Source organism: Paenirhodobacter sp. (genome assembly GCF_047600745.1).
Lineage (GTDB): Bacteria > Pseudomonadota > Alphaproteobacteria > Rhodobacterales > Rhodobacteraceae > Rhodobacter.
Window position 1 is genome coordinate 391,346 of the sequence record NZ_JASGKI010000006.1, and the last position, 16,282, is coordinate 407,627.

Here is a 16,282-nt window from a genome sequence, read left to right on the forward strand (position 1 = left end):
CAACCACCCCGGCACGCTCGACAAGGCGAGCCTGTTCGGTGACGCGATGCTCGACCTCGGGCGGGTCACGCTCAACGGCGGGCTGCGGTATGATTACTGGAAGATTGACGGCTACCGCCCGCCCTATCGCGCGGGGTGGGGCGATTGCCCGGCGAGCGGGCCGGACTGCGGCGACGACTGGGTAAGCCGCGACGGCGGCAAGCTGCTGCCGAAGATCGGGGTGACCTTCCGCGCGCGCGAGGATCTGGACCTCTATGCAAGCTACGCCCACACCTTCCGCCCGCCGACGACGCATGAGGCGTTCTTCGCGCTGATCCCCTTCGGCGACGGCATCGGGACCGGCGCGGCGAACAACCTCCACCTCAAGCCCGAAACCAGCAAGACCATCGAGATCGGCGCGAATTTCACGCGCGACGGGCTGTTCCGGCAGGGCGACAAGGCGCGGCTGAAGGTCGGGCTGTTCCACAGCGACATCCGGAATTTCATCGTCAACGATTTCGTCGAAGTGCCCGGGCGCGGCATGACGGCGATGTGGGTCAACCGTTCGGGCACGACCGGCATGGACGGGATCGAGATCGAAGGCGGCTATGACCTCGGCTTCGCCTATGCCAACATTGCCATCACCGCGAGTAACACCGACGATCAGCCGCATGGCGACGGTGCGGGCATGGGCAATGGCGAGGGCTCGGTCCTGCCCGATACGGTCGCCACGCTCGACCTCGGCACCCGGCTGCTGGACCGGCGGCTGACGCTCGGCGCGCAGTTGCGCTATGTCGGCAAGGGCAAGGAGGCGATCCCCAATTTCGGCGGTATACCGGATCAGTGGGGCAGGACCGATTCCTACACGCTCGTCGATCTTTACGGCAGCTACGCGGTCACCGAGCGGGTCGAGGTATTCGTGTCCGTCGAGAACGTCGAGGACAAGAAATATGGCTATGCCGGATCCGGCCTTGGCGGCTATTCCGCCGAAACCGGCCGGGGGCGGACCTTCATCGCCGGTGTGACAGCGCGATTCTGATCCGCGCGGCCTTCGGACCCGGCCCCATCGCAGGGCCGGGTTTCGTCGTTCAACCAGCCGCAATTCTCGGATCCCGCCCAAGGCTTCCGGCGGGCGATGGGCGGCGCAGATCACCCGCGCCATTCGCGCGGCGCCGCGAAGACGCCGATCTGATACAGGGCACCGGCTGCATCCACGGTTCCAGCGCGTCCTAAAACGCCTTGCTCCAGGCGATCCCGCGCAGCGAGATCCAGATGCCCGAGGATCGTTGTGACCACGCCATGCAGCAGGGCCAGCGGGCGGTCGCAGGGGCAGGACTGTGGAACGCGCGACCTTTTGCGCCAGTGCGGCATTGTCGATCACCGATCCCGGCGGTTTTCCCTGTGGCACGCTCACCAGTATCGTGGCCGGACACGACGGCAGCCCGATTTTCTTTGCCGCCAAGCTGACGCTTGCGGCGGCCGGACGGGGGATGTGCTGATACGACTGCGGCTGACGCTGGTCGGCGCTGTCTCGCGCGGTTCCCGAAGGCAAGGCTGTATCTCGCTGCCCGACGCGATCCCCTACCGGATGACGGTTGCCGACCTTCGGATCAACGGCGTACCGGCGCGCGATGCCGCCCGCGTGATGGCCAGGGGACTGGCAATCGACCTCGAAGGCGCCGAAGCGGAGATGCTCGACCGTCTGTCGACCCCCGGACCGTCCGCGCGTCTGGTTCGGGCCGGGGCGCTGGCGGGTGACCGGCATCGAACGCGAAGGTCTGGACCTCGCGGCGGTCACATTGCTGTGGTTCGGCAGGACCGCCGCGCTCGATGCCTGGGGTCTCTTCGACGGCCCGGACAGGCCCCAGACATCGCGCCATTCCGGGCAGTGGGATCAAACACCAGCCATCGCCCATCATGGGATTCTTATGGCGTCACAGGAACTCGCCCCGGAGCAGGCGTGAAATCCCCTCCATGCCAGATGCCCCATGTCGCTTGCGATCCGCTGTCGCCGAGATCGCTGTTTTTCAGGCTCACCGCATCCCGCCCGGCCCGCACCGGTGGGTAACCCATGGCCGGTGATCGCACCGATGCTCCCATCGACAGGCCGAGCGCGGGTTCGTGGCGGTGGCACAAACCGGCCCCCTGAAGGACGCCACCCGGATCGCCCAAGGACGACGCGCACAGGTTCAACATTCAAACCGGGTCTGGAGCAGGAGGTGAACCGGCAGGATCCGGATCCGACCTGACGTCTCCGCAGGCTATACGTTCCGCACTTCGAAGGACAAGGACGGCAATAAGTTCGCCGCCGATCAGCTGAAACGCGCGACGGATTACAGCCTCGGCGACAGGCTGACGCCCGGCGGCGCGATGCGCTGGCAGACCGGCACCGACAGCATGGATTTCGCCTCGGATGTGGCACGGCCGAACGTGCATCAGGGATCCTGAACGCCGCCTGTGCGCTGTCGGAACGGGCGGATCTGACGCTGAGCGTGAACAACATCCTCGACAGGAAATATGACGCCACAACGGGGTTCTGCGACACCGTGGTCCATGGCGAGGATCGCAGCCTCGAACTGACCCGCGCGGTTGCCTTGCGATGTGGCGAGCGGGGCGGGGCGCAGGAGATCGTGCTGCCCCCGCGCGGTTCTGACGGCCCTCAATCGTGCCTGCGCTGTCCGGCTATCCCCCGCGGCTCTGACCTTTGAGGCGCGGGGGCAGCCTTCAATTCGCGGCGGCGAGCCGAGCGAGATCCAGCCGCAGCACCGAATCCAGCCCACCCGCGCGGTAATCCGGGTGGTCCTTGTCATGCGGGGCCTTCACCGTCACGAACAGCGTCCGGCCATCGGCGCTGACCTCCAGACTGTTGGGGTGGGCGGGCAACGACAGCCGCTGCTTCACGCTGTAATCCCCCGCGTCGATCACCGTCAGCCCGCCGGTTCCCGCCTTTTCGTCGCGTGTCACGCCGCGCCAACTGACGTAGATCTCGCCCCGCGCCGGATTATAGGCCACGTCGAGCGTCCCGGGGCCGGTCGGCACCTGCGCCACGCTCCTGCCGCTGGCGATGTCGAAGACATGGAGCGTGCCGGTCTCGGCATCGGCGGCGAACAGGCGCTGACCCACTGTGTCGATCGCCAGGTTGACGAAGAAATGCCGGGAGTCGTCCTCGCCCGTGCCGGTGGTGTCGCCGGTCGAGAGCGCGCCGATCCGCTGGCCGCTGGCGTCGATCACCGAAATCTCCTCGGTTCCGCCGCCGCTGGCATAGAACCGCCCCGCCGGATCATAGGCGGCCCCGGCGGTCCAGAGCCCGCCCTCGATCCGGTGCAGCAACCGGCCCGCGCGGGTGTCCACGATCCAGACCACGCCCTGCCGCCCCGGGCTGGTGACGAAGGCGAGGCCCCGCGCCTCGTCCAGCGCGATCATCCGGGTATGTTCGACGCCCTCGTCCTCCGGCTGGCCAAGCTGGATCGTGTCGATGACCTGCCCGCCCCGCGCGTCGATCACCGTCAGCGAGCCGTCCAGCGTATTGCCCGCGTACAGCCGCCCGGTGCCGCGGTCCAGTGCCAGCGCGAAGGGCCGCCGGGGCAGCTGGATCTGCCGGATCGGGGCGAGGGTGGCCGCGTCCAGCACCTGGATGAACCCTGCGCTGCCCTTGTCGAAGGACGGCACCGAGGCGACGAAGATCAGCCCCGCCTCGCCCCAATGCACCACTTCATAGGCGCCGGAAATGCTGTCCGTGCGGATCAGCGCGGGCGCAACCTGCGCCGTACTCAGGAACTCGGGCGGCTGCGCCACCGCAGGAAGCGCCAGCGCCATTGCAACGGCCAGCGCCACGCAACAGCCCATTCGGGTCGGAACATACATCGGTCTCTCCTGAAAACAGCCGCATCGCGGCATCTCGGTCAAACGCTGGCAAAACCGCTTGCGGGATCATCGGGCGCGAACCCGGTCAGGGATTCGCGCGCAGGCGGAACCGGATCAGAACCGCCCGTGAAGTGTCAATACGATGTTGCGCGGCTCGCCGGTGGCCGCAGGCGCGATGTCGTATTCCAGAATGCCGTTGAGGACATGTTTCGTCCCGTCGCCGGGGGAATGGAAGAAATCGCGTGCCTGCCAGCCGACCGCGCAGTGCGCCGCTTGTATCGGCGTCGATCGGGCGGTTGTTCCAGCTTCCCCAAAACAGGGCGACGGCGGATTGCAGCCGCTCCGTGGGCCGCTTGCGGACGAGGTTGACGCTGCCGGAAAACAGCTCCTCCGCGCCCCGGGCATGGATCGCCATGTCGAAATCCGGCCGGAAGGAGGACACATAGGTCGGGCCCATGCCGTCGATCTGGCAATTGTTGATCTTGAAGCCGCGCGCATGGGGCGCTGGTCGCCTCGCGCGTTGTGACGATGCCGGGCGCCTTCGTCGTCAGGTTCTGGTCGTGGAGCGCCTGACGCGTGACGGGATTGTCCGGCGCGTTCTGGCGTCGGATCTTCAGGTCCATGGCCTCGTCGAGCAGGCGTGGCTTCCTGTCCAGCGGATCCGGCGGCGCCATCTTACCCCACGGTACGCAGAACGATCCGCCGGTAGCTATCCCCGATCAGTTCCCATATCCGCGTCGGCGATCCTCGCGCCCGGTTCATGCCGCAGCTTCATCACGGCACTGCAACCGTTTACCCTTGGCGCCAATTATTTGCGGACCCCGGGGCAGGGCGCAAGCCGATGCCCCCGGGATTCCGGGTTCGGTTCCTGTCCGATGGCGAGACGGTGGCCGAAGGGTTCGTATTCCTCGGCCACCGGCAGCATGCCCCTGTCCCCGCCGTCTCGGCTGCGATCCGTCCGAACAGCGGGAAAGCCGGCAACCGGCACCGGCCCATCGGGGGAGCGTCAAGCCGGGTTTCGTCAGCGCTGCTCGACCACTCCCTTCGCCTTCAACTCGTCCAGCGTCTCGTCGCTCGCCCCGGCCAGTTGCTTCAGCCACATGTCGGTATGCTCGCCGAGCATCGGCGCCGCGCGCGGATACGCCACCGGCGTTTCCGACAGCTTCATCGGGCTGCCGACGGTGACGAAATCGCGCTTCAGCGGATGCGGGATATTGACCAGCATATTGCGCGCCTTGACCTGCGGCTCGTCCAGCGCCCGAGCGATGTCGTTGATCGCACCCACGGGAACGCCGCAGGGATGGATCCGGCCCACCCAGTCATCCGCCGTTCCGGTCAGGAAATGTTCGGACAGCAGCGCGACCAGAACCGCGCGATGCACCACCCGGTCGGAGTTGCGCGCGAAGCGCGGATCCTCCGGCAGATGCGGCAGGCCGATCGCCTTGCACAGCGAGCGGAACTGCGAGTCGTTGCCGCAGGCGATGATAAAGTCGCGGTCGGCGGCGCGGAACACCTGATAGGGCACGATATTGGCATGGGCATTGCCATAGCGCCCCGGCGGCTTGCCGGAGGTCAGGTAGTTCTGGCTCTGGTTGCACAGCGCGGCGACCTGCACATCCAGAAGCGCCATGTCGATGTGCTGGCCCTTGCCGGTCTTCTCCCGGCTCAGCAGCGCCGCCTCGATCGCGATCGTCGAATAAAGGCCGGTCATCAGGTCGGCCACGGCGACCCCTACCTTCTGCGGGCCGCCGCCGGGCAGGTCGTCGCGCTCGCCGGTGATGCTCATCAACCCGCCGATGCCCTGGATGATGAAGTCATAGCCGGGTTCCGCCGCGCGCGGGCCGGTCTGCCCGAAGCCGGTGATCGAGCAATAGACCAGCCCCGGATTGATCGCCGACAGGGTGGCGTAATCCAGCCCGTATTTCTCCAGCGACCCGGCCTTGTAGTTCTCCAGCAGCACATCGCATTCGGCCACCATCTTGCGCAGCATCTCCTGCCCCTCGGGCGTGGCGATGTTGAGCGCGACGGAGAATTTGCCGCGGTTGGCGGACTGGTAATAGGACGCCTCGCGGGTCGGATTGCCCGCGTCGTCCTTCATCCATGGCGGGCCCCAGTCGCGGGTGTCGTCGCCGCTGCGCGGGCGTTCGATCTTGATCACCTCGGCGCCCAGATCGGCAAGGATCTGGCCACACCACGGCCCGGCCAGGACGCGGCTCATGTCGAGCACGCGATATCCGGTTAAAGCTCCCATCTCTCCTCCTTCGACTATTCCGCTTCGGTCAGGTCCAAGCCGGCGGAATCAGATCCCGGCCAAGACGGCGCCGATGAAGCCGCCCTCGGGATCCGACATCTTTCCGCTTCGGAAATTCCGCGTGGCGGACCAACCGTTCGTCAACGCATCATAATATCAAATCCCCATAATGCAAAGCCGGTTGCGAAACGCCGTGTCAGGTTTGCGATAACATTTTGATTGCAAAGGGCGGGAAATCGCTTCTCCCCATGAAAAATACCGAATCTGCGGAACGGATTCAGGCTTCCATGTCCTTAGGATATTCGCTATGCGAAACTCAATTCCGCTATATTGACAAAGAGAAAAGGTGCGCTAAAAATGCCCCGCAGCAAGACAGACTTGGACGCTACCGACAGGGAGAACCGCAAGGCGGAGGTCGGCAACGTGGGTGAGTCCGCGCAAGCTCCCTTGCGCGCGGCGAAAGAGGGGAAGGATCGCCAGTTCGTGACAGCGCTGGCCCGCGGGCTGGATATCCTGCGCTGTTTCACGCCCAAGGAGCACATCCTTGGAAACCATGACATCGCGCGCAAGACGGGCCTGCCGAAACCGACGGTTTCACGCCTGACCCACACCTTGACGCAGCTTGGCTATCTGAAGCTGGATACCGGGTCGGGGCGCTACAGGCTCGATGTCGGGGTTCTGGGATTTGGCTATGCCATGCTGTCGAACATGATGATCCGCACGGTTGCGGGGCCGCTGATGATGGAGCTTGCCCAATATGCCAAGGCCGCGGTGGCCCTGGCCGCCCGCGACAACCTGCAAATGGTCTATGTCGATGTGGTGCAGGGCGGCGGCAACAAGACCATGCGGCGTCAGGTGGGAAGCTACCTGCCGCTGGCGCAAAGCTCGGTCGGGCGGGCCTGTCTCGCCGCCATGCCGGAGAGCGAGCGGGTGTTCCTCATGGATCACATCCGCCGCCGCGATCCGGAGGGCTGGCCCAGCGTTCGGCGCGGGCTGGAACGGGCGCTGCGCGATTATCAGGACTACGGCTACTGCCTGTCGATCGGCGACTGGCACAAGGACGTCAATTCCGTGGCGGTGCCGCTGGTCCATGAACAATACGGGGTCGTCGCCTTTAACTGCGGCGGGCCCAGTTTCCAGCTTCCGCAGGAAAAGCTGGAGGAGGACATCGGGCCCCGGCTGATCGCCATGGTCCGGAACATCGGTTCCGCCGTCCCCTAGCGGCGGGGCCCCGACATGCCGTTAGGAGAAAGCATGATCCGCGACCCTGAGACCGCCCGGCTGCTGGTGGAGACCGTCCACCAGTTCGTGACCGAAACCCTGATCCCGCGCGAAGAGGAGGTCGCCGAGACCAACGCGATCCCCGCCGATGTCGTGGAACAGATGAAGGAGCTGGGCTTCTTCGGCCTGACCATCCCGGAGGAATACGGCGGGCTTGGCCTGACGATGGAGGAGGAGGTCAACGTCGCGTTTGAACTGGGCCATACCTCCCCGGCGTTCCGCTCTTATATCGGTACCAACAACGGCATTGGTTCCATCGGGATTCTGGTCGATGGCACCGAGGCGCAGAAGAACGCCTATCTGCCCCGGCTGGCGAGCGGCGAACTGCTCAGTTCCTTTTGCCTGACCGAACCGGATGCGGGGTCGGATGCCGCCTCGCTCAAGACCACGGCGGTGCGGGACGGCGACCATTACGTTCTGAACGGCACGAAGCGGTTCATCACCAACGCGCCGCTGGCCAGCATCTTCACCGTGATGGCGCGCACTTCGCATGAGATCAAGGGCGCGGGCGGGATCAGCGCCTTCATCGTCGAACGCGGCACGCCGGGGCTGTCCTTCGGCAAGCCCGACCACAAGATGGGCCAGAAGGGCGCGCTGACCAGCGATGTGATCTTCGACAATGTGCGCATCCCGGCCAGTCAGTTGATCGGCGGGGTCGAGGGTGTCGGCTTCAAGACCGCGATGAAGGTGCTCGACAAGGGCCGGATCCATATCGCGGCGCTGAGCGTGGGCGCGGCGGAACGGATGCTCTCCGATGCGCTGGCCTATGCGATGGAGCGCAAGCAGTTCGGCCAGCCGATCGCGGAATTCCAGTTGATCCAGGCGATGCTGGCCGACAGCAAGGCCGAGATCTACGCCGCGAAGTGCATGGTCCTCGATGCGGCGCGCAAGCGGGACGAGGGCCTCAACGTCAGCACCGAAGCCTCCTGCGCCAAGATGTTCGCAACCGAGATGTGCGGCCGCGTGGCCGACCGCTGCGTGCAGATCCACGGCGGCGCGGGCTATGTCAGCGACTATGCCATCGAGCGCTTCTACCGCGATGTGCGGCTGTTCCGGATCTACGAGGGCACGACCCAGATCCAGCAGGTGGTGATCGCGCGCAACATGATCCGCGCGGCACGCGGCTAGGACACACCCGGATCGGGGGGATTTTCGAGGCGGGCGCAGCGCGTGCCCGTCCATGGCGGAGCCATGACATGGAGGGAAGAGGACAATGACGAACACACAAGCCACGGAGGCGGGACATAGCAAGGTCTGGATCCTGGCCTTCATCTTCTGCTTTCTCGGCCTGATGATCGACGGGGCCGACCTGATGCTGCTGTCCTACAGCCTGACCAGCATCAAGGCCGAATTCGGCCTGACCGCGGTCGAGGCCGGTAGCCTGGGCAGCATCACGCTCGCCGGTATGGCGATCGGCGGCATCTATGGCGGCTGGGCCTGCGACCGGTTCGGGCGGGTGCGCACGGTTTCCTGGACCATCGTCGTCTTTTCCGTCGGCACGGCGGTTCTGGGGCTGACGCACAGCTACCTGCAATTCGCCGTGGCGCGGTTCATCGCCTCGCTGGGGCTCGGGGCGCTTTACGTCGCGTGCAACACGCTGATGGCGGAATATGTGCCGACGAAATACCGCACCACGGTTCTGGGCACGCTTCAGGCGGGCTGGTCGGTCGGCTATATCGTGGCGACGCTGCTCGCGGGGTGGCTGCTGCCGACCTATGGCTGGCGCTACCTGTTCTACGTCGCGATCATCCCGGTGGTTCTGGCGCTGGTGATGCGCCGCGCGGTGCCGGAACCGCAAAGCTGGATCTGGGCTCAGGCTGCGCGGGGGAGCGAAACCCCGAAGGCCAAGGCCGCGGGCAAGAGCGAAGGGGCCTTCAAGGCGATCTTCGCCAATCCGCAGGCGCGGGCGATGTTCCTCCTCTGGGCGGCGACGGCGGGCTTCCTGCAATTCGGCTATTACGGCGTGAACAACTGGCTCCCGTCCTATCTGGAAACGGAAATGGGCATGAACTTCAAGTCGATGACGGCCTATATGGTGGGCAGCTACACCGCCATGATCCTGGGCAAGATCCTTGCCGGGATTGCCGCCGACTGGCTCGGGCGGCGCGCGGTCTTTGCCTTCGGCGCGCTCGGCACGGCGGTGTTCCTGCCGGTCATCGTGCTTTACCACAGCCCGGATACGATCCTGTGGATGCTGGTGGTGTTCGGCTTCCTCTACGGCATCCCCTACGGCGTCAACGCCACCTATATGTCGGAGAGCTTCGAGGCCCGGTATCGCGGCACTGCTGTCGGCGGCGCCTATAATATCGGCCGTGCGGGGGCGGCGGTGGCGCCGATCATCATCGGCTTCTTCGCCAGCCAGTCTTCCATCGGCCTCGGCTTCCTGGTCATGGGCGGTGCCTATTTCATCTGCGGCATCATCCCGGCGCTGTTCATCCGCGAAAAGCAGTTCGACCCGGAAAAGCAATAAAAACTTGGTCAGGGCCCGCATGCACGGGCCCTGACATTTGCCATCCCCGCGCAGATGTCGAGCGTGCGGCTATTGTATTGATGTTCGATGATAAACCCTTTGCGCGGGCATCTGGCGGAGTATGGTGTGGTCGCGGCTCAGGCGCGGGTGCGTCTGACGATGCAATCGACTGATGGAAAGCAGATACCCGGGACGGCATCGAAGATGCGCCGGCTGCTGATGCCCAATGGCAATGGTCCGCAACTGTGCCCCAGGCACTGCATACCCGCAGAATGACGGCTGACGCGTATGGTGGTCGCGATTGCATTGGCAAACAAAATAATCCGCGGTATCTGGGCGACGCTGATCAAATAGAAGACCTGTCGGGATTCGGTGGCGACAGCATGATGTCCACCGCCCTCGGGGAGACCGGAATATGAGGGGTCTGCGAAAGGTAGGGGAAAATAAACCAGACTGAAATAGGGACCCCAGAGCCCGCGAATGTGATCCGAACTCGATCTGCGAATCTCCATACCGGCCTGCGGCCATATCAATCGCCGCAACGAGAGGCCGGATACATGACCGCATCCGATTACACGCTCAAGCCGTTCAGGAACCACTTGCTTCAACGTGGGTATCCATACAGGATTCATCTCCATGCGGTTGATGCCGCCATCATTCGGCACCGGATTACGCTCAGCATGGCAGAAACCGTTGGGCGATGGCGAGATAGCGAAGAATCTAGTAATCCGTCTTATGTAATAAAACTGGCTCGTAACGAGCGGATAGCGATTGGAATGAGACTCGATGAAGCACACCAGCCAGCCTATCGCGGCGGGGCCGATTGTTTCGATATCGTCAATCCCGTTGAAGACTATCGCTCCGCCGAGCAAAGCGCGGTCGCGCGGGAAAAGGCTGTCATAATTCATCATGGTTTTGGCCAGAAGCCGGGCGCCTGATCTCGACCGGGCAATGTTCCCTCGATGCCCGGCCAGTGTCCGCGCGGACCATCAGGGGTACGAGAAGCAAGGGGATCAGGGTTGGGGCCATAAGCATTGAGAGCACTGACCCTTTGCGTGATCCCGGAAACGAACTGGCCGTGGGCGCGCATCATAGGCCGCACCGCCAGTTTCTCGACAGAGCGACGCAGGAAGTTTTCCTCATGGCCTAGATTTACGAGGCAGCAGATGGTGCCGCCCGTGGGGTGAATGATCCCGGTCATGTCGAAGGTGATGCACGGAGGGCTTCGATGTCCGTACAAGGGTCATGGTCGGTTCAGGCGAATGCTCTCGAAAACATGCGTCTTGCCATGGCGTTTCCGGATCGGTCGGCGGCCACCTTCCTCAGGCACCTTTGTGCAATCGGGACGAAGGTTTTCCAGTGTCGCGCTTGAACCTCATGTTTTCCCTGCCACCCTCCCCCCTCGCCGCTATCATGGCTCCAAACCGACTTGCCCGTTGTCGCGGTTCCGATTATGACGCCGCGAACCGCCAGGACTCGGGTGTGACTCCCGGGTGGCTCTTCCGGCCGCCGATCCGCCGGACCATTCTGATGACCCGTTCCGATGATTGCGTTTCGGGCATGGATTCCACATGAATTCGCTTTCTTCCTATCGGCAGGAGTGGTTCGGCAATATCCGGGCCGACCTGCTGTCGGGCCTTGTCGTCGCGCTGGCCCTCATCCCCGAGGCGATCGCCTTTTCGATCATCGCGGGGGTCGATCCGAAGGTGGGGCTTTATGCCTCTTTCTCCATCGCCGTCATCACCGCCATCGCGGGCGGGCGGCCCGGCATGATTTCGGCGGCAACGGCGGCGACGGCGGTATTGATGGGAACGCTGGTGCGCGACCACGGGCTGCAATACCTGCTGGCGGCCACGGTTCTGACCGGGCTGATCCAGATCGGCATGGGGCTGCTGCGGCTGGGGTTCGTCATGCGCTATGTGTCGAAATCCGTGATGACCGGCTTTGTCAACGCGCTGGCGATCCTGATTTTCATGGCGCAGCTGCCGGAGCTGGATCCGGCGCGTGTGCCGCCGCTGACCTATGTGCTGGTGGCGGCGGCGCTGGCGATCATCTACCTGCTGCCAAGGCTGACGCGCGCCGTTCCCTCGCCACTGGTCGCGATCGCCGTGCTGACGGCGCTGAGCCTGAGCTTTGGCTGGGACGTGCGCACGGTGGGCGATATGGGCGCGCTGCCCGATGCGCTGCCGGTTTTTCTGCTGCCGGATGTGCCCCTGACGCTCGACACGCTGGTGATCATCCTGCCCTATGCGCTGGCGGTGGCCGTGGTCGGGCTGCTGGAAAGCCTGATGACGCAGAACCTCGTGGATGAACTGACCGACACCCGGACGGACCGCAATCAGGAATGTATCGGCCAGGGGCTGGCCAATGCGGCCACCGGCTTCATCGGCGGGATGGCGGGTTGTGCGATGATCGGGCAGTCGATGATCAACGTGCGCTCCGGCGGGCGGGGGCGGTTGTCGTGCTTTGTGGCGGGGGTGTTTTTGCTGATCCTCGTCGTGGGGCTGGGCGATCTGGTGGCGCGCATCCCGATGGCGGCGCTGGTCGCGGTGATGATCATGGTGTCGGTGGGCACGTTCTCCTGGGCCTCGATCAGGAACCTGCGGACACATCCGCGGTCCTCCTCGACGGTGATGCTGGCGGTCGTGGCGGTGGTGGTCTGGAGCCACAACCTCGCCATCGGGGTGCTGGTGGGGGTGCTGCTGTCGGGCCTGTTCTTTGCCGCCAAAATCGCGCATTTCTTCCGCGTGACTTCGACCCTCGCGCCCGACGGGCGCAGCCGGACCTACCGGGTCGAGGGGCAGCTTTTCTTCGGTTCGGCAGAGGATTTCACCCGCGCCTTCGACTTCCGCGAGCGGCTGGAGCGCGTGGTGATTGACGTTTCCGCCGCGCATATCTGGGATTTGTCGAGCGTACAGGCGTTGGAAACCGCCGTGCAGAAATTCCGCCGCGACGGGGCCGAAGTCGAGGTCATGGGCATGAACGAGGCTTCCCGAACCATTGTCGATCGTCTGGGCCGCGCGTAACAGAGCGGGTGGCGTTGCCGGTCGGATTTGGGCATAGTCGCAAAGACACAGCATCGACACTCAGGGCAGCGCGGTGACCAGTATTGCCAACCACAAGACCGATGATCTTCTGGAAATCCTCAGATTTTGGCACCGCCTTGAGTTTTTCACCCCCTTCGATCTGAGCAATCGCACCGAACCTTCGGAGAAGAAAAAGGTTCTGTGGCTCGACGGCGACAATCTGGACGGACAACTCGCCGAGCTTCTGTCCTTCCGCCCCCCGGATGGAATGCGGATTTCCTCCGCTCATCTGTTTGCGGGTGTTTTCCCGATGTCTGACCTGAAGAAGTTCGCCCGGGAAATCATGCCGGAGGCACCGGCGACATTCGAGGATGACGAGCGCGGGCTGGCAGAGGGGCGCAGTTGTTTTGCCAGATTTGGCGTTGATGTCGGCGCCGCATTCCGGATCAATTTTGCCGATATTGAGATTTCGACCCTGCCATGGGCCATCGGCCAAAGCCGTCAATATGGTCTGGAAATTCTCAGGGATTCGACTTACTTTGACAGCCTGCCACGTCTGAAAGACCAGTTGCGGCAGATATCCGATCGTGCAGCCGATGATACGGGCCCTGCCCTCGGTTCCGCGACCCTGCGCGACGTGATCCGCGCATTGGAGATCTGGGCCGGCTATGATTTGCCGGGCCATGGATTGCCGATAGCCTGTATCGAAATCAATCTTGCGGATGCAAAGCGCACCCCCACACAGAACGAGGAGGAAGATGAGGAACCCACAGCCGAGACGGAAATCGGTATCCTCAACAGCTTCTACATTACCGATCTGGAAATGGCCATGGCTCGCCTTGCGAAGGGCGAAGATGTCGGCGCCTTGCTTCCCTATCTTTCGGCTTCCATGACCGGCGCACCGGTCGATCTTTACGGACCGGAGGGGCAACGTGCCATTCTGGAGGGTGTCGCGCCCCGACTATCCAATCGGGGCAGATGGATGAGCCCTCCCCACCATGCCATGAGCTTGATGCAGCAATTTGCCATCAACAAGGCGATCGGGCTGCGCAATTCCTCCGGGATTTTTTCCGTCAACGGACCACTCGGCACCGGAAAAACTACATTGTTGCGCGATATAATCGCGGATAATCTGGTTGCCCGCGCCGAGATCCTGAGCAAACTTCCAAACGCCAGAGACGCATTTGAAACCGGGAAATGCGCCGACCGGGGTGGCTCAAAACAGAATACCGGTATGCTTTCCATCCTGAAGCCGGAACTGTGCGGTTTCGGGATGGTGGTGGCCTCATCCAACAACGCGGCAGTCGAAAATATTTCACTCGATCTGCCGAAATCATCCTCAATTCAGGATCCGCCGGATTTCGGATATCTGAAACCGGTCGCTTATAAGATCGCAGCGCAAAAACGCGATGGCGGCTTCGCGATCTTGTCGCAAAAAGACACGCCATGGGGCCTGATCGCCTCGGCCTTGGGAAAGAAGTCGAACCGGCGTCAACTCCGGGAACGGCTATTCTTCTCTCCGGATAGATCGGCTGCAAACAAGAATTCCTATCCGGTGACACCGCAAAGCATCTGGGAGTGGCGCAAGAATTACACCGGCCCCGGATTCCGTGAAGCAGCGAAAGAGTTTCGCGCCCTGTCAGCGCGGGTTACGGCGGAAATCGAACTCGCCGAACGCTTTTGCACATTGGCCCTCAGCCTGTCCGGTCAGACCTGTGACAGCTACGTTTCGGACTTTCGGATCAAGCAGCAGGAAGCCGAGGCGCAGGCTTCACGCAATCGCGATGCGCTGGATCGGGCTCGGGAAACCGTGCAGGCCCTTGAGCGGAAACGAGATGAATTGCGCGAAGACGAACGCCTGCTTGATCGCCAGCGTCCGCCGTGGTGGAGCCGTCTTCTGGGGCTGCCGGAGGCGCGAAAGCATCATCAAAAGGTTTCCAAAAACGCCGTCCTGCAACAGGAATTACAAAAGGAAATTGCCCGGGCCACCGCGCATGTCGAAACGGATTGTGCCCGCCAACAGGAAGCGGATCTGGTGCTTCAGAAAGCAACAGATGAACTGGCCCGCGCCAGAACCGATTTTGAAACAAAAAAATCGGAATTCAGGGCGCTGAAACAAGAGGGATTTTCCTTACCAGAAACCGGTTTGTTTGATCTGGATCAGGAGAGCGTGCAGATTGAAGGGCTTTGGCACCATGACCGGATTGCCAAATCACGCTCGGAACTGACATGTGCCGCCTTGCGGTTGCATGAGGCCTGGCTTGCGGAAGTCAGCCAGACCGGTGGTGGTTTCGGAACCAATTTGGTTGCGATCTCGAAATTCCTGAACGGCGAATATGAAGGCGACCCGGCGCCGGTCTGGGAAAGCCTGTTCATGGTGGTGCCGCTGGTATCGACAACCTTCGCATCCTTCACACGGCAGTTTTCCGGGATGGCGCCGGGCTCTATCGGCTGGTTATTCATCGACGAGGCCGGCCAATCCGTGCCGCAGGCCGCGGTCGGCGCCATCATGCGCGCGCGCCGGGTTATCGTGATCGGTGATCCGCTGCAAATCGAGCCCGTATTCACCTTGCCAACTGCATTGATTGATGCGCTCGCCCGGCTGAACTCCGCCACCTCTGATGGATCCCGTTCTCCCGACCGGGTATCGGTGCAGGTTCTCGCCGATCAGACCAATCGGTTCGGCGCCCGAATTACAAAGGATGCGGACGAAACCATTTGGATTGGCAGCCCGTTGCGCGTTCATCGCCGATGTGCGGATCCGATGTTCAGCCTCGCCAATGAAATTGCCTATCAGGGCAAGATGGTTTTTGGCGCCGAACAGCGGCTGCCCGCCGAAGATGTCCCGCCTTTCCTGGGCGAGAGCGCATGGATCCATCTTGGTGGCCGGGTCGTGGGAAAGCAGACGGTTCCGGCGCAGGTGGGGTTCATGGTGGAACTTTTGCATGCGGCCTGCCAACGGCAAGGAACGCTCCCCGACCTCTATGTCATTTCGCCCTTCAAGGAAATCGCCTCTCAGTTGAAGGATCAACTGATGCGGGCGGATTGGACCGGTCTGAAAAAGCGCGATCTCAATACATGGGTGACCCGGCATGTCGGCACCGTCCACACCTTTCAGGGCAAAGAGGAGCAGACCGTTTTCATGGTTCTGGGTGCGGACGGAGACCATGCTGCGGCTGCTCGCTGGGCTTCCTCGAAACCCAATCTGCTGAATGTTGCGCTGACCCGGGCGAAGAAACGGTTTTATGCGGTTGGTGATCGTGACCTGTGGTCCGAGATGGCGGGGTTTGAACTGGTGGCGCGGACCTTGCCGGTCATATCGTCTCAGGAAGCGCTGCAACGTGCCCGCGTTCCGGATCAGAGTGCCAATGGGCGGACAACGCAGGACTAGAGATTTCCGATCCGGCCTGC

12 protein-coding genes, 1 pseudogene and 1 other annotated feature are annotated in these 16,282 nt (G+C 63.1%); of the genes and pseudogenes, 9 read left to right on the forward strand and 4 right to left on the reverse strand.

Annotated elements, in window-relative coordinates; translation table 11 throughout:
• Positions 1-25: 25 nt before the first annotated feature.
• The 4 genes and pseudogenes from QM789_RS21235 to QM789_RS21250 form a co-directional block, all read left to right on the forward strand.
• A pseudogene (locus QM789_RS21235) lies at positions 26-1,018 on the forward strand (TonB-dependent receptor domain-containing protein); the annotation flags it as partial.
• A gap of 298 nt (positions 1,019-1,316) precedes the next feature.
• Positions 1,317-1,478 carry a hypothetical protein gene (locus QM789_RS21240; protein WP_420353811.1) on the forward strand — a complete coding sequence of 54 codons (162 nt, stop codon included), beginning with the start codon at positions 1,317-1,319 and terminating at the stop codon, positions 1,476-1,478.
• Between the two features lie 255 nt (positions 1,479-1,733).
• On the forward strand, positions 1,734-1,943 hold the full coding sequence (locus tag QM789_RS21245; RefSeq protein WP_420353812.1) for a hypothetical protein: 210 nt from the start codon (positions 1,734-1,736) through the stop codon (positions 1,941-1,943).
• Positions 1,944-2,471: 528 nt separating this feature from the next.
• Positions 2,472-2,687, forward strand: a complete 216-nt coding sequence (locus QM789_RS21250; protein WP_420353813.1) for a hypothetical protein — start codon at positions 2,472-2,474, stop codon at positions 2,685-2,687.
• A 16-nt stretch (positions 2,688-2,703) separates the two neighbouring features.
• On the opposite strand, the gene QM789_RS21255 is transcribed toward QM789_RS21250, so the two are convergent.
• The 3 genes from QM789_RS21255 to QM789_RS21265 all read right to left on the reverse strand — a co-directional run bounded on the left by QM789_RS21255 (position 2,704) and on the right by QM789_RS21265 (position 6,094).
• Positions 2,704-3,843, reverse strand: coding sequence for a YncE family protein (locus QM789_RS21255; RefSeq protein ID WP_420353814.1), 1,140 nt, complete (start codon positions 3,841-3,843; stop codon positions 2,704-2,706).
• Between the two features lie 85 nt (positions 3,844-3,928).
• The gene (locus tag QM789_RS21260; RefSeq protein WP_420353815.1) at positions 3,929-4,300 is read right to left on the reverse strand and encodes a hypothetical protein; all 372 of its coding nucleotides are present in this window, start codon (positions 4,298-4,300) and stop codon (positions 3,929-3,931) included.
• A gap of 564 nt (positions 4,301-4,864) precedes the next feature.
• The gene (locus QM789_RS21265; protein ID WP_420353816.1) at positions 4,865-6,094 is read right to left on the reverse strand and encodes a CaiB/BaiF CoA transferase family protein; all 1,230 of its coding nucleotides are present in this window, start codon (positions 6,092-6,094) and stop codon (positions 4,865-4,867) included.
• A 483-nt stretch (positions 6,095-6,577) separates the two neighbouring features.
• Between QM789_RS21265 and QM789_RS21270 the strand changes: the two genes are divergently transcribed.
• From QM789_RS21270 to QM789_RS21280, 3 genes are all read left to right on the forward strand, one after another.
• Complete coding sequence (locus QM789_RS21270) at positions 6,578-7,315, forward strand: IclR family transcriptional regulator (protein ID WP_420353817.1); 738 nt, start codon at positions 6,578-6,580, stop codon at positions 7,313-7,315.
• A 33-nt stretch (positions 7,316-7,348) separates the two neighbouring features.
• Entirely contained in the window at positions 7,349-8,503 is a 1,155-nt protein-coding gene (locus QM789_RS21275; protein WP_420353818.1) for an acyl-CoA dehydrogenase family protein, read from the forward strand.
• A gap of 85 nt (positions 8,504-8,588) precedes the next feature.
• On the forward strand, positions 8,589-9,845 hold the full coding sequence (locus tag QM789_RS21280) for an MFS transporter (protein ID WP_420353819.1): 1,257 nt from the start codon (positions 8,589-8,591) through the stop codon (positions 9,843-9,845).
• 137 nt (positions 9,846-9,982) lie between these two features.
• Here the strand turns inward: QM789_RS21280 and QM789_RS21285 are convergent, their stop codons facing one another.
• Positions 9,983-10,756, reverse strand: a complete 774-nt coding sequence (locus tag QM789_RS21285) for a hypothetical protein (protein ID WP_420353820.1) — start codon at positions 10,754-10,756, stop codon at positions 9,983-9,985.
• A gap of 558 nt (positions 10,757-11,314) precedes the next feature.
• Positions 11,315-11,372 (forward strand) — a sequence feature (sul1 is cis-regulatory element that is thought to sense ions involved in sulfur or methionine metabolism; They are found in Alphaproteobacteria).
• Between the two features lie 44 nt (positions 11,373-11,416).
• Between QM789_RS21285 and QM789_RS21290 the strand changes: the two genes are divergently transcribed.
• On the forward strand, positions 11,417-12,871 hold the full coding sequence (locus QM789_RS21290; protein ID WP_420353821.1) for a SulP family inorganic anion transporter: 1,455 nt from the start codon (positions 11,417-11,419) through the stop codon (positions 12,869-12,871).
• A gap of 73 nt (positions 12,872-12,944) precedes the next feature.
• Positions 12,945-16,262: a DEAD/DEAH box helicase gene (locus QM789_RS21295; protein WP_420353822.1), complete on the forward strand. Its 3,318-nt coding sequence runs from the start codon at positions 12,945-12,947 to the stop codon at positions 16,260-16,262.
• Positions 16,263-16,282: the final 20 nt, after the last annotated feature.

Coding starts and splice junctions, on each gene's coding strand:
- QM789_RS21255 (WP_420353814.1), bottom strand. CDS start 3,843: ATGTATGTTCCGACCCGAATGGGCTGTTGCGTGGCGCTGGCCGTTGCA.
- QM789_RS21260 (WP_420353815.1), bottom strand. CDS start 4,300: ATGGGCCCGACCTATGTGTCCTCCTTCCGGCCGGATTTCGACATGGCG.
- QM789_RS21265 (WP_420353816.1), bottom strand. CDS start 6,094: ATGGGAGCTTTAACCGGATATCGCGTGCTCGACATGAGCCGCGTCCTG.
- QM789_RS21275 (WP_420353818.1), top strand. CDS start 7,349: ATGATCCGCGACCCTGAGACCGCCCGGCTGCTGGTGGAGACCGTCCAC.
- QM789_RS21280 (WP_420353819.1), top strand. CDS start 8,589: ATGACGAACACACAAGCCACGGAGGCGGGACATAGCAAGGTCTGGATC.
- QM789_RS21285 (WP_420353820.1), bottom strand. CDS start 10,756: ATGATGAATTATGACAGCCTTTTCCCGCGCGACCGCGCTTTGCTCGGC.
- QM789_RS21290 (WP_420353821.1), top strand. CDS start 11,417: ATGAATTCGCTTTCTTCCTATCGGCAGGAGTGGTTCGGCAATATCCGG.